This is a genomic window from Nocardioides sp. NPDC101246, from assembly GCF_044767415.1.
Taxonomy (GTDB): domain Bacteria; phylum Actinomycetota; class Actinomycetes; order Propionibacteriales; family Nocardioidaceae; genus Nocardioides.
On the sequence record NZ_JBIWNX010000021.1, the window covers coordinates 81,083 to 93,786 of the forward strand.

Consider the following 12,704-nt stretch of genomic DNA (forward strand, 5'->3'; position numbering starts at 1 on the left):
CCTCCCCCTCTGTCACGCGCGGATGCACCGCTTCAGAGTTGCCTGGTCCGCACAGTCGTGGGTGCCTGAGAGTTTCCGGGGAGGAATTGCCCCTTCGGCGCTCCTTCGAGAGGAGCTCTCCCGTGCGGGATGGTCAGCACCACCAGCATAAACGACAGGACCCCGAGGTCCCGCCTTGCGGGAGACCTCGGGGTCCGATGTCGACTGAGTCTTAGATCACCCGACGTTGCGGGCCGCGCGGCGGGCGGCCAGCTCGTCGGAGGCGGAGGCGACCTGCTCGCCGTCCTCGGCCGTACGCTCGCTGGGCAGCTCGGAGAGAGTGCCCTCGATCTCGCGCCAGACGCCACCGATGGCGATGCCGAAGACGCCCTGCCCGCCCTGGAGCAGGTCGATGACCTCGTCGTTGCTGGTGCACTCGTAGACCGACGCCCCGTCGCTCATCAGGGTGACGCGGGTCAGGTCGTCGGTGCCGCGCTCACGCAGGTGCTGCACGGCGGCGCGGATCTGCTGCAGCGAGATCCCGGCGTCGAGGAGCCGCTTGATGACCTTGAGGATCAGGATGTCGCGGAAGGAGTAGAGCCGCTGGGTGCCGGAGCCGGTGGCCCCACGCACGCTCGGCTCCACCAGACCGGTGCGGGCCCAGTAGTCGAGCTGGCGGTAGCTGATCCCAGCAGCGTTGCAGGCCGTCGGGCCGCGGTAACCGGTGTCGCTCGGCAGGGGTGAGACATCGTCGGTGAAGAGAAGGCCCTGCTCGTCAGCCTGCTCCGCCGCGCGTTGCGCGTCGTCGGCGCCGTGGCCGGGCTTCTGCTCGTGGTCGAACACGATGTCCTCCATCGTCTACTCCGTTGCGCGTAACTCCACTCGGGGAATGAACGGCTGCGGCGGGGGGACCACATCGTTGGAGTTACAACAGAGACAACTACAAGGTAAGCGTCGCAAGGGCCCTGGTCAAAGAACCCCTCCGGCGTGTCGCCGGGGCTAACCCTCAGGTTGAACTTGAGGGTTTCCGTCAGTGGGACTCGAAGTCCTCGGGCGTGATCTCGTCGAGGAACTCGCGGAACTTCTCGATCTCGTCCTCCTGCTCGGCCGGGACAGCGAGCCCCGCCTCGTCGAGGACCTCGTCCGAGACCACGATCTTGGTCCCCGTCCGCAGCGCCAGCGCGATCGAGTCAGAAGGCCGAGCGCTCACCTCGACGCCCGAGGCGAAGACCAGGTTGGCGTAGAAGACGCGGTCGGTGACCGAGGTGATCTGCACCTCGGTCAGCTCGTTGCCGGTCGCCTCCAGCACGTCCTTGAGCAGGTCGTGGGTCAGCGGCCGGGGCGGAACCACGCCCTGCTGGGCGAAGGCGATGGCGGTCGCCTCCACCGCGCCGATCCAGATGGGCAGGTATCGCTCACCCGCCACCTCGCGCAACAGCACGATCGGCTGGTTGGAGGGCATCTCCACTCGGACTCCGAGCACATCGACCTCGCGCATGTCATCCACCCTACCCGTCTCCAGGTCGCCGCAGCAGCCCGGTTGACCGGTGACACGAACAGAGTCAGCGGTCGCGCAGGCCAGACTTCACCAAGGTGGCGTGCAGACGGACCGCCAGGGAGGCGATCTCGCTGCCGATCTCCTCGGCCCGACCCTGCGCCCCGGCGTTCCCGGGGCGCCGCAGCGGCGCCACGATCTGCTCGATCAGACCGACCTCGCGGTCGGCGGCGGCCTTCATGCCGCGCAGGTGACGAGGCTCGATACCGAACTCGGCCAGCTCCTTGGCCGTGCGCGCGATCGCGAGGGCGTCGGTGTCGTAGTGACCGCTGCGCAGCGGCACCACCAGCGCCATCTTCTCCAGCTCGGTCAGCAGCGTGTCGTCGACCTCGGCCACCTTGAGGAGCTCGCGCCGCGAGATCCTCATGTTGTCCGTACGCCGGAACGACTCCGCCCCCGGCGCGCCACTGGGCGTCAGGGCGACCGTCGGGACGGTGGGCACGGTCGGCTCGATCGCCGGCGGCTCGAGGCCGCGGTCGATCGCGTCGAGATGCTCGCCGATGACCTTGAGCGGCAGGTAGTGGTCGCGCTGCATCCTCAGGACATAGCGCAGCCGCTCGACATCACGGCGGGAGAACTTGCGGTAGCCCGCGGGCGTACGCTCCGGCTTGATCAGTCCCTTGTCCTCGAGAAACCGGATCTTCGGGATGGTGACCGTGGGAAAGTCCGGACGCAACTGGTCCAGGACCTGCCCGATGTTGAGCCGCTCCCCCGAGTCGCTAGCCGGCCGTTGAGGGTCAGGCATCGCGGCGGCGGCCATCGGTTACGCCCCTTCGTGCCCGGCGTAGAAGACGAGCCGGAACTTCCCGACCTGGACCTCGTCGCCGTCCTTGAGGACGACCTTCTCGATCCGGTCACGGTTGACGTAGGTGCCGTTGAGGCTGCCTACGTCGGAGACCTCGAAGGTGTCACCGGTGCGCGCGAACTCGGCGTGGCGACGCGAGACGGTGACGTCGTCGAGGAAGATGTCGCTGTCCGGGTGGCGACCCGCGACGACGGTGTCCTGGTCGAGCAGAAAGCGGCTTCCGGCACCGGGACCACGCTGCACGACGAGCATGCCGTTGCCCCTCGGCAGGGCCTCGACGGTGGCCGCCTCGATCGGGCTGAGCACCCGGTCAGAGGTGTCGGCGTCAGCCCCGAGCTGAATCGTCGAGGTCTGGTCGGTCCCGGTCAGGCTTACGCCACACTGCGAGCAGAACCGCGCTTCGTCGGGGTTCTGGCTGCCGCAAGCGGGGCACACGGACATTTTTGAGCTCCAGGTTCATCGAGGGCCGGACACCATCCCTCAAGTGAACGTTGAGGGATGGTAACCGCAACCTATCAGGTCGGCCCAGGTGTTCGGTTGAGTTACGCGTCGAGTGATGCCTCGTACGCCGCGGCGTCGAGGAGGCTCTCCAGCTGAGCGGGGTCGGCCGGGGTGACCTCGAAGAGCCAGCCGCCGCCGTAGGGGTCGTCGTTGACCAGCTCGGGCGTGGCGTCGAGCGATCCGTTGACCGCGACCACCTCGCCGGAGATCGGCGCGTAGATGTCGCTGACCGACTTGGTCGACTCGAGCTCGCCGCAGCTCTCACCCGAGGTGATCGTGTCGCCGACGGCCGGCATCGACACGTAGACGATGTCGCCGAGAGCGTCCTGGGCGTAGTTGGTGATGCCGACCCGTACGGAGCCCTCGGTCTCGCCAGGGTTGCGCAGCCACTCGTGCTCGCTGGTGTACTTCAGGTCCTCGGGGTACACGGCCATCTCCTCATCAGGCGTACTTGTCTGGCTGCGAGAGATCGTCCCGCGAGCCGGTTGTCGAAACCCTACTGCGCCCCACCGACGAAACCGTCAGCGGGACACGGTGTGAATCGACTCGATGTCGATCTTCTCCTCCGGCTCCACCTTGACCTCCGCGCCCTGCTCCTCGAGCTGGTCCTGCGGGCCCTGGTAGAAGTCGATCGCACCGGCCAGCGTGTCGGGCGGCCCGATCACCTTGAGGCGGTACGGCGGGCTGATCAGCTCGCCGCCGACGTTGAGTCCCTGGCCGGGCTGGCTGACCTCGATCGAGGACGACGCGACCAGGCGCACGGCCTCGCCGTCGGCCCCCTCGATCTCCATCGCCTCGGCGCCGCTCGTACGCAGCTCCTCGATCAGGTCGAGGAGCGCGGTCAGCCGCAGCGGGTCGGCCCCGGGGTCGATCTCGATGGTGATCCCCGGACCGCTGACCGGCACCGTCCCGGCGATCACCCGCAGCGTGTCGACCTGCTCCTCGGCACGCTGGAGCGCGGTCTGCTGCTGGAGGGTCTGGTCCTCGAGCTCGTCGCGGGTCCCCTCGAGCTCCTCGATCTGCTCCTGGGCCTTCTGCGTGGTCCCGGCCAGGCCGGAGAGGATGTCGATCAGCTCCTGCTCGCGCAGACCGGCGTACGTCGAGTCCTCGGTGTTCGTCTGGACCTGCACCACCGCGGCGTAGCCGAGTACGCAGAGCAGGACCGCCACGGCGACCTGGCCGCGCCGGAAGTGGGTGAGCGCGTCGAAGAGCCGCGCCCGGCCGACCAGCGGCGCAGGCTCCTCCTCGGGCTCGTCCGGCTCGTCAGTCTCGTCGGCCTCTTCGGCCTTCTGGGGCTTCGGAAGCTCCTCGGCCTCGTCGACCTGTTCGGGCCGCTCGTCTTCGGCCGCATCCTCGACCTCGTCGGGCTCTGGGCTGTCCGAGGGCTCATCGGCCTTCTCGGCCTCAGGCTCCTCCGCCTCGACTGCCTCTGCCGCCGCAGGTTCGACGTCGTCCGCCTCGTCGGTGGACTCGACCGGCGCGTTGTCGGCTTCCTCGGCCGCGTCCGACTCCTCGGGCTCCTTGGCGGAGGTGTCCTCGGCCGTCTGCTCCTCGGGCTCGTCGACAGCCTCCTCGGACACAGCCTCGTCGGGCGCGTCCGTCTCCGACGGCTCCTCGGCCTCGGCGGCGGTCGGCTCGACAGCCTCCGCGGGCGCCTGCTCAGCCGTCGGCGTACCTTCGTCGGAGGTCTCGGGCGTGGCGCCGTCGTCGGTCACAGGCTCGGTGACGGTCTCCTCCGCGGGCTCGGCGGGCTTCTTCGCCGGCGCCTTCTTCGCCGGGGTCCGCTTGGCCGCGGTCCGCTTCACCGGGGGCCTCCTCTTCCGGTCAGGCATGGAAGATGTGCCTCCGGATGGCTGCGACGTTGGTGAAGATGCGGATGCCGAGGACGACGATGACGCCGGTGGAGAGCTGGCCGCCGACGCCGAGGCGGTCACCGAGGTAGACGATGCCGGCAGCGATCACGACGTTGCTGATGAACGAGACGACGAAGACCTTGTCGTCGAAGATGCCGTCCATGAACGCGCGCAGCGCACCGAAGACCGCGTCCAGCGCGGCGACGACGGCGATCGGCAGGTAAGGCGCCAGACCGACAGGGACCTCGGGCTGGAAGAACAGTCCCAGCACGATGCCGATCACTAGGCCGATGACGGCGATCATTCTTCGCGGTCCCCTTCGCTGTTCTCTTCGGAGTCTTCGGTGTTGTCGGTGGGCTTCTTGGAGCCCTGGGTGCCCTTGTCCTTGGACTTGGCCCCGAGGTGGGTCAACTCCAGCAGATCAGGCGGCGCCGCGGGAAGGGTGAGCCGGTCGATGTTCTCGACGTCGTAGGGCATCCCGTAGTCCTGCGTCGTGGTGTGAATCATCGCGCCGGAGACCGTCTCGGCGAAGCGTGCGGCCAGCGTACGCGTGTCGCCGATGGCCGACACCTCATAGGGCGGCGAGAGCGAGACGTCGTTCATCCGGAGGGTGGCGCCGGAGGTGATCACACCGCTGCGCGGGGTGACCCGCTGGCCGTCGACGGCCACGGCGGTCGCGCCCGCCTGCCACAGTCCGTTGACGATCACGGCGAGATCGTAGTCGCGCACGGTGCCGCCCTCGCTGCCGTCGGCGGCGTTGTCGATCGTGATCCTGATCCCCGAGCCGGTCACGGGGGCGAACCCGGTCTCCTCCGCGGTCGCCGCGGCGCTCGAGGATGCCGACTCGGCCCGCAGGCCGAGCGCGTTGAGCGCCGACTCACGGCTCTGGTTGTCCTCACGCAGCGCGGAGATCTCCTTGTGCAGGTCGGCGATCCGGTCCTGGCGCTGCTCGATGCGGTCGACCAGGACCTGCCTGCTGGTCTGGCGGATGTCCTCGTTGCGGGAGGTCTGCACCGCGGCGGTCGTGGCCAGCAGCGCGAACAGCCCGACCACCACCATCGCCCACAGGCCCGGCCGGCGACGCCGGGTCGGCTCCTCCCCCGTCGGCTCGCGCCGTTCGGCGGCGGCCATGTAGTCGGAGTCGATCGCCTGGTCGGTGATGCGGTCCAGCAGTGGCTTGGTGACGTAGTCGCGCAGGTCCTCGGAGCCCGGGATCTGGTCAGGCACGGGTCGCTCCACCCTTCTCCCGCGGCGGTGTGGTGGCCATCAGGCGGCGCGCCTCCTGGGCGTAGAGGACCAGGCTCCACCACAGCAGCAGGATCCCCCACAGCGCGAAGGCCCATCCGAAGGCCTGCGCCACCTGGATCGGCAGGCTCGGCTCCAGGCCGAGATCGAGCGTCTCGGGGATGTCGTGGCTGAGGTAGAGCAGCGGGAAGGAGGCCAGCAGGCAGAACGCGGCCACCTTGCCGAGGAGATGGACCGGAAGCGTACGCACTCCACGGCTGCGCAGCGCCGGGATCATCGCCAGCAGGCCGACGAACCGCAGCGGCACCAGCAGCGCGATCGGCCACGGGATCACGTCGATCTGCCAGAGCGCGAGGACCGCGGCCAGGACGAAGACGGTGTTGGCCACCACGTCGAGCAGCTCGCCCGAGCGGCGGCGGCCCAGCTGCTTGCGGTTGAGCCAGCTGTCGAGCAGGTCGGTGACGATCGCGAGACCGAACGCGGAGAGCGCGATCGTGTCGTCCTTCGCGATCATCACCGCCCACAGCATCACCGGCGCGTAGACGAGCCGCAGGATGCTGAGCAGCTTGCCGAGCACGGGCTGGTTGCGGTCGGCCGAGCCCTGGGGTCGCCGACGCGCGTCCCGGCCATGTTGCAGGCGGGGATCACCGGATCGACGGTTGGGCATCTGCGGGCTCTCCTCTGTCACCAGACGCGGCACGAGCCAACCCTAGTCGGTGGGCGTGGAGTCGTCGGCGTGGGCGGCGTCGCGGATCTCGCCGACCAGCTCCTCGATGACATCCTCCAGCGTCGCCAGCCCGATCGTGCTGCCGTCCTCACGGACGACCCGGGCCAGGTGGGCACCACGGCGCTGCAGGGTCTCGAGCGTCTCGTGGAGCGCGTCGTCGGGAGTGACCGTCGCGAACGGGCGGATCCACTTGTTCTGGACGGGCTGCCTGCGGCGTACGTCATCGGGCTCGAGTACGTCCTTGATGTGCAGGTAACCCACCAGGTCGCCGCTCTCGCCCGCGACCGGGAACCGGCTGTAGCCGGTCGAGGCGCACACCGCCTCGATGTCGTCACCCGAGGCGCCGCGCGGCACGATCGTCCACTCGGAGATCGGGATGGTGACCTTGGCGACCGTCTTCTCGGTGAAGCCGAGCGCGCCGGCCAGGCGGCCGTACTCGTCCTCCTCCAGGAGCCCCTCGCCGCGGGACTCCTCGACCATGGCGGCCACCTCCGCGCGGGTGAACGCGGAGCTCACCTCGTCCTTCGGCTCGATGCCGAGCGCCCGGATGCACACGTTGGCGACGTAGTTGAACGCGACGATGATCGGGCGCAGCACGTAGACGACCGCGTAGATGGCCGGGCCGAGGACCAGGGCGGCCCTGTCGGGGCCGGCCAGTGCGATGTTCTTCGGCACCATCTCGCCGATCACCACGTGCAGGTAGGTGACCACGAGCATCGCGATCACGAAGGCGACCGGGTGGTGGAAGGCCTCGGGCAGACCGATCAGGTCGAAGCCGGGCTCGAGCAGGTGGGCGAGCGCCGGCTCGGTGATCGCCAGCAGCAGCACCGAGCAGACGGTGATGCCCAGCTGGGCGCCGGCCATCATCAGGCTGATGTTCTCCATCGCCCGCAGCGTGATCCTGGCCATCTGCGAGCCTGCCTGGGCGGCCGGCTCGATCTGGCTGCGCCGGGCCGAGACCAGGGCGAACTCCGAGCCGACGAAGAAGCCGTTGGCGAGCAGCAGCACCAGGCCGAGCAGAAGTCCCATCGTGGTGCTCATCAGCCGATCACCTGCATCGAGATCCGGTCGATCCGGCGGCCTTCCATGACCTCCACCGTCAGCTTCACGTACCTCGCGTACACATCGTCGTCATCGGCGTCCGGCGGCGGGTTGCCGGGGACGGTCAGCTCGGCGGAGGCGCCACGCTCGGGGATGCGGCCGAGCAGGCTCAGCATCAGACCGGCGATGGTGTCGTAGTCCTCGCTCTCGGGCAGGGCGACACCGGTGATGTCCTCGACCTCGTCGGGACGCAGCAGCCCCGACAGCGACCAGCCGCCGTCGCGGCGCAGCCGGGCTCGGGCGCTGAGCGGGTCGTGCTCGTCTGCGATATCGCCGACGATCTCCTCGATCACGTCCTCGAGGGTGACGATGCCGGCCTGGTCGCCGTACTCGTCGAGCACCACGGCCAGCTGGAACCCCTCGGCGCGCAGCAGCGCCATCAGCGGGTCCAGCCGCAGCGAGTCGGGCACGACCACCGGCGGCACCATCAGGTGCTTGACCTTGGCCGTCGACCGCTCGTGCACCGGCAGCGCCACGGCCGCCTTGACGTGCACGGTGCCGACCACGGCCTCGCGGTCGTCGAGCACCGGGAAGCGGGAGTTGCCCGTACGCCGGGTGAGCTCGATCAGCGCCTCGGCGCGGTCGTTGTGGTCGAGGCTGTGGACGCGTACGCGCGGGGTCATGATCTCCCCCGCGGTGCGGGTGCCGAACTCGACCGAGCGCTCCATCAGCTCGGCGGTGTCGGCGTCCAGGGTGCCCTCGTGGGCGCTGCGCTGGATCAGCGAGGAGAGCTCGGCCGAGCTGCGCGCCGAGCGCAGCTCCTCCTGCGGCTCCATGCCCAGGCGGCGCACGATGGCGTTGGCGGTGCCGTTGAGCACCTTGATCGGGCCGCGCATGAGCCGGGTGAAGGCCCGCATCGGGCCCTGGGTGACGCGCGCGGTCTCCAGGGGCAGGGCCAGCGCGAGGTTCTTCGGGACGAGCTCGCCGAAGAGCATCGTCACGATCGTGGAGAGGGTCAGCGCGATCGTCACCGCGATTCCCGTCACCGCCCCCTCGGGCAGCCCGGTCGCGAGCAGCGGCGCGTCGATCAGCTCGGCGATCGCCGGCTCCGACATCCAGCCGATGCCGAGGTTGGTCACGGTGATGCCTACCTGCGCGCCGGAGAGGTTGCTGGAGAGCTCCTTCATCGCGTGGAGCACGCCTTGGGCGCGCTTGTCGCCCTGCTCGGCGGCCATCTCCACCTGGGCGTGGTCGACCGTGACCAGGGAGAACTCGGCGGCCACGAAGACACCGCAGGCAGCGACCAGCAGCAGGGCCAGGAGGATGAACAGGACTTCGGTCATCGCACCAACCTCGGCTGGTACGGCCGCGAGTCACACAGCGGGCATGGATATTGGCCGGGTTGCGGTCCGTCCATCGGGGTTCAGATCGTCCTTAGCTGTTGGAAGTGCGGTCAGCCTACATGGCTGTGGTTGCGCCTCCTGCGTTTGCTGTGCGGGGCCTTGAGAGACGTGTCGCGTTCCGGACACAGTTGTCCAGAACGGGGCTGTGAGCCTTGACACATCTCACCCGTTCGTCAACTCTTACGCGGCAGTAACCGACGAATCACGAGCCGAGGGAGTCCCCTTGACCATGTCCTCAGCCTCACGACGTACGTTCCTCGCCGGCGCGGCCGGTGCCGCCGGCGCCGCCGCGTCCGGGCTGCTCGCCGGTCCGGCAGCGGCCACCTCGCCCCGTCGCGTACGACTGGTGCGGGAGGAGCACCGGGCGATCGTCATCGGGTCGGGCTTCGGTGGCGGGGTGGCCGCGCTGCGGCTGGCCGAGGCCGGCGTACCGGTCACGGTGCTCGAGCGGGGCCGCCGCTGGCCGACGGGCCCGGACGCGCAGACCTTCCCGACTGTGCGCTCGCTCGACGAGCGGGTGCTGTTCCACACCACCGCGCCCGAGGCGCTCAAGCCGCTGCAGAAGCTGCTCGGCACTCCCCTGAACTTCGGTCCGTACGTCGGCCTGCTCGAGCCCGTCCTCGGCCAGAACATGCTCGCCATGTGCGCGGCCGGCGTCGGTGGCGGCTCGCTGGTCTACCAGGGCATGACGCTGCAGCCCTCCGCCGAGGTCTTCAACACCTGGTTCCCGAACGAGCTCGACTACGACCTCATGGACCGGGTCCACTACCCGCGGGTCGCCCGGATGCTCGGCGCCGCGACCGCGCCCGACGAGCTGATCGCCTCGGACAGCTACCGGGTCTCGCGTACGTTCGGCGAGCGCGTGGAGGCCGCCGGCTATGACCTGCGCAAGATCCCGATGCCGATCGACTGGTCCTACGCGCTGGCGGAGCTGCGGGGCGAGATGGCGCCCTCGTACACCAACGGCGACTGCGCCCTCGGCGTCAACAACGGCGGCAAGCACTCCGTCGACGTCACCTACATCGAGCAGGCCGAGGCCACCGGACTGGCGAAGGTCGCCACCCGGCACAACGTGACGAGCGTGGCCCGGGCCGCCGACGGTCGCTGGGAGGTGCACGTCGATCGCACCGACGACGCCGGCGACGTGGTGGAGCAGAAGATCCTGACCACCCGCGCGCTGGTCATGGCGGCCGGCTCGCTCAACACCAGCAAGCTCTTGGTCCGCGCCGCGGCGACCGAGACAATCCCGGACCTTCCCGAGCAGCTCGGCCAGGGCTGGGGCACCAACGGCGACCGGATCTACATGTGGCGCCCCTTCGACGAGAACCTCACCGGTACGCAAGGTGGTCCCGTCGTCTACCAGAGCCAGGACTGGGCCGACCCGACCAGGGCCAACACCGTCATCCAGGCATCGCTGCCACCCCTCCCCCTCGGCCTCGACCTGGGCGCCACGATGCTGGTCGGCTTCGGCGTCAGTGCCGACCGCGGCAGCTTCCGCTACAGCTCGCTGACGGACTCGGTGAGCCTGCGCTTCCCCTTCGGCGGCGACTCGGCGAGCTATCGCGCCATCCACGAGCGGGTCTCGAAGATCAGCGGCGGCCTCGGTGCCCTGATCGACACCAACGCCATCGTCAACAGCACCTGGCATCCCCTCGGCGGCGCGAACATGGGCACCGTCTGCGATCTCGACGGCCGGGTACAGGGCCAGGACGGCCTCTACGTCCTCGACGGCGCACTCATCCCCGGCACCACCGGAGCGTGCAACCCGTCGATGACCATCGCCGCCGTCGCCGAGCGCGCGATGGACAACATCGTCGCCAAGGACGTCGGTACGGTCATCTGACGGGTGCCGCTCCCAAGCCGTTGCGGGCTCACCAGGATCATGCAATGCAAAATTCTGCAGATTTTGCCGAAAGGGGGTGACAACCCCTTGGGTGATGCGGCAACATTGTTCTTGCCCCGCTGGTGACCCGAGACGCCAGCGGGGCTCTTACGTTTTCCCACCACCTCATGCGAGCTTCTGAGCAACCTCGTTGAGGTTGGCGCGGAGCTTGTTGCGGTAGGTGTCGTGCTGCTCGGGGAGTCGGGCGTCGCAGAACGCGGCCAGGTCGGGTCCGGTGACCTCGATGACGTTGCGTCCGGCGGCTGCTTCGGTCTCGAACAGGTCGAGTACGTCGCGGAGGGCCTCGACGATGTCCATGCCGTCGCCGGCGGTGAAGCGCCACATGTAGTTCTTCATCTCGCCGTAGACGGTGCGGTAGTCGGCGGGGAGCTCGGCGGCGCGGGCTTCCATGCGCTTCCAGTCCTTCTTGTCGCCTACGAGGCGGCTGAGGAGGTTGTTCATGGTGGTGCTCCTTCTATGGGTGTTTTGTTCGGTTCCCTGGTGGGGCCGATGGAAGAAGCGTGCAGGCCTGACGCAGCGTCAAGGTCAAGCACCGATCAGAAAAGAGTTCCCAGAGCCTGGGTGTTAGGCCGCCAAACGGTGATCGAGGAGTACCTCGCGCAGACGGAGTTCTCCCTGGGACAGGGGTGGAGGGTCCGGTGTCCAGGCATCTGGTGGTGGGCTCGTATAGGCGTGCCCGGTGGGTGTGATGGTGATGATGCTGCCGTCGGGTCCTGGTCTGGCCTGCCAGCCGAGGGCTTCCTTGGCTTGGTTGCATCGTTCGCACAACCCCTGCAGATTCCGGGAGCTGGTTTCGCCGCCATCGGCATGCCGTTCGACGTGGTCGATGTTGCGGATCGGGGCATCACAGCCGTTGGTCCTACAAACCCCGCCGTCGCGAATGGTGATGAACTCGGCCAGCCCGTCGGGCGCCTTCCTCGACTTCGACTCCATCGCTACCAGACGGCCGGCGGGGTCGGTGAACAACCTGCGGACGAAGACCTCGGCGTCGTTGAGCGCGTCGCGGGCCCAGGCGACAGGGACGGGCCCGTAGCCCTCCACGAAGGCGGGCTGATCCGCGTCGCCAGCGAGGGAGTCGGCGGTCATCACGATCTTGACCTCGACCTTCGGCCTCACCCCGGCGGCCTCGCGGCCGGTGACTCGATCGACCAGGGTGTCGGCCAAGACCTGACCCCGCGTTCGTTCGTCACCCGCCGCGTGGGCAGCCTTCGCTGCCTGATCGAGAGCCGCGAAGACCGCGACCCCGTCCTTGACCGGCAGCAGCGCACCGAGCCAGGTCATGGTGTCCGGTGCGGGCCGCAGGCTGACCCGACGGTCCTTGACGGCGTTCGCGGCTCGGGCCACGACGGAGGCCTGGTCGAGACTGATCGCGAGCTTCTTGGCGGTGTTCTCGAGCTGCCGCAGCCCCATCGAGACGACCTTGGGTGCCTCACCGTCGGGCCCGAAAGCGCAGAGCCGATGGTCGATGATCCGGCGGTCCTCGACCGAGAGGCAGGCGGTCTCGCGGGCGAGAATGGTGGCCTGCCATTGGGAGAACAACCCGGCCTTCATGAGCGCGAAGGTGTGCGGCATCTCGGCGATCAGGATCTTGGCGAGTCCGAGCATCTTGGCGCCCTTCTCGGGTGAGACCCGTCGCGCCAACGCGACTTGGGAGGCGACCCCTTCACCCTGTTTGCGGACAGGAACCCCGGC

Annotated in this window: 14 protein-coding genes and 1 riboswitch; of the genes, 1 reads left to right on the forward strand and 13 read right to left on the reverse strand. The window is 68.8% G+C overall.

Annotated features, from left to right (window positions below; translation table 11 throughout):
- Positions 1–42: 42 nt before the first annotated feature.
- A riboswitch (glycine riboswitch) is annotated at positions 43–133 on the reverse strand.
- 83 nt (positions 134–216) lie between these two features.
- The 11 genes from ACIRON_RS28405 to ACIRON_RS28455 all read right to left on the reverse strand — a co-directional run bounded on the left by ACIRON_RS28405 (position 217) and on the right by ACIRON_RS28455 (position 9,049).
- Positions 217–834, reverse strand: coding sequence for a MerR family transcriptional regulator (locus ACIRON_RS28405; RefSeq protein ID WP_402998037.1), 618 nt, complete (start codon positions 832–834; stop codon positions 217–219).
- Between the two features lie 175 nt (positions 835–1,009).
- Positions 1,010–1,477 (reverse strand): bifunctional nuclease family protein, encoded by a 468-nt coding sequence (locus tag ACIRON_RS28410; RefSeq protein WP_091042032.1) that lies wholly within the window; start codon positions 1,475–1,477, stop codon positions 1,010–1,012.
- A 64-nt stretch (positions 1,478–1,541) separates the two neighbouring features.
- The gene (locus ACIRON_RS28415; protein ID WP_402998040.1) at positions 1,542–2,294 is read right to left on the reverse strand and encodes a MerR family transcriptional regulator; all 753 of its coding nucleotides are present in this window, start codon (positions 2,292–2,294) and stop codon (positions 1,542–1,544) included.
- A 3-nt stretch (positions 2,295–2,297) separates the two neighbouring features.
- A complete protein-coding gene (locus ACIRON_RS28420; RefSeq protein WP_091042036.1) occupies positions 2,298–2,780 on the reverse strand; it encodes an FHA domain-containing protein in 483 nt (160 codons plus the stop codon).
- 101 nt (positions 2,781–2,881) lie between these two features.
- Complete coding sequence (gcvH, locus tag ACIRON_RS28425) at positions 2,882–3,268, reverse strand: glycine cleavage system protein GcvH (protein ID WP_402998044.1); 387 nt, start codon at positions 3,266–3,268, stop codon at positions 2,882–2,884.
- A gap of 93 nt (positions 3,269–3,361) precedes the next feature.
- The gene (locus tag ACIRON_RS28430) at positions 3,362–4,645 is read right to left on the reverse strand and encodes a DUF881 domain-containing protein (RefSeq protein WP_402998047.1); all 1,284 of its coding nucleotides are present in this window, start codon (positions 4,643–4,645) and stop codon (positions 3,362–3,364) included.
- Between the two features lie 19 nt (positions 4,646–4,664).
- Positions 4,665–4,997: a small basic family protein gene (locus ACIRON_RS28435; RefSeq protein WP_008359542.1), complete on the reverse strand. Its 333-nt coding sequence runs from the start codon at positions 4,995–4,997 to the stop codon at positions 4,665–4,667.
- Positions 4,994–5,920: a DUF881 domain-containing protein gene (locus ACIRON_RS28440; protein WP_402998049.1), complete on the reverse strand. Its 927-nt coding sequence runs from the start codon at positions 5,918–5,920 to the stop codon at positions 4,994–4,996. The genes ACIRON_RS28435 and ACIRON_RS28440 overlap by 4 nt, the downstream gene beginning before the upstream one ends.
- Complete coding sequence (locus ACIRON_RS28445) at positions 5,913–6,605, reverse strand: CDP-alcohol phosphatidyltransferase family protein (protein ID WP_402998052.1); 693 nt, start codon at positions 6,603–6,605, stop codon at positions 5,913–5,915. Before ACIRON_RS28445 ends, ACIRON_RS28440 begins: the two co-directional genes overlap by 8 nt.
- Before the next feature lie 42 nt (positions 6,606–6,647).
- Complete coding sequence (locus ACIRON_RS28450; RefSeq protein ID WP_402998054.1) at positions 6,648–7,706, reverse strand: hemolysin family protein; 1,059 nt, start codon at positions 7,704–7,706, stop codon at positions 6,648–6,650.
- Positions 7,706–9,049, reverse strand: coding sequence for a hemolysin family protein (locus tag ACIRON_RS28455; RefSeq protein WP_402998057.1), 1,344 nt, complete (start codon positions 9,047–9,049; stop codon positions 7,706–7,708). The genes ACIRON_RS28450 and ACIRON_RS28455 overlap by 1 nt, the downstream gene beginning before the upstream one ends.
- Positions 9,050–9,338: 289 nt before the next feature.
- On the opposite strand from ACIRON_RS28455, the gene ACIRON_RS28460 reads away from it, so the two are divergent.
- The gene (locus ACIRON_RS28460) at positions 9,339–10,952 is read left to right on the forward strand and encodes a GMC oxidoreductase (RefSeq protein WP_402998060.1); all 1,614 of its coding nucleotides are present in this window, start codon (positions 9,339–9,341) and stop codon (positions 10,950–10,952) included.
- Positions 10,953–11,117: 165 nt separating this feature from the next.
- On the opposite strand, the gene ACIRON_RS28465 is transcribed toward ACIRON_RS28460, so the two are convergent.
- Both ACIRON_RS28465 and ACIRON_RS28470 read right to left on the reverse strand, forming a co-directional pair.
- On the reverse strand, positions 11,118–11,453 hold the full coding sequence (locus tag ACIRON_RS28465; RefSeq protein ID WP_402998063.1) for a DUF1048 domain-containing protein: 336 nt from the start codon (positions 11,451–11,453) through the stop codon (positions 11,118–11,120).
- A gap of 123 nt (positions 11,454–11,576) precedes the next feature.
- The coding region (locus ACIRON_RS28470) for a DUF222 domain-containing protein (protein WP_402998066.1) at positions 11,577–12,704 on the reverse strand (1,128 nt) is incomplete at its 5' end.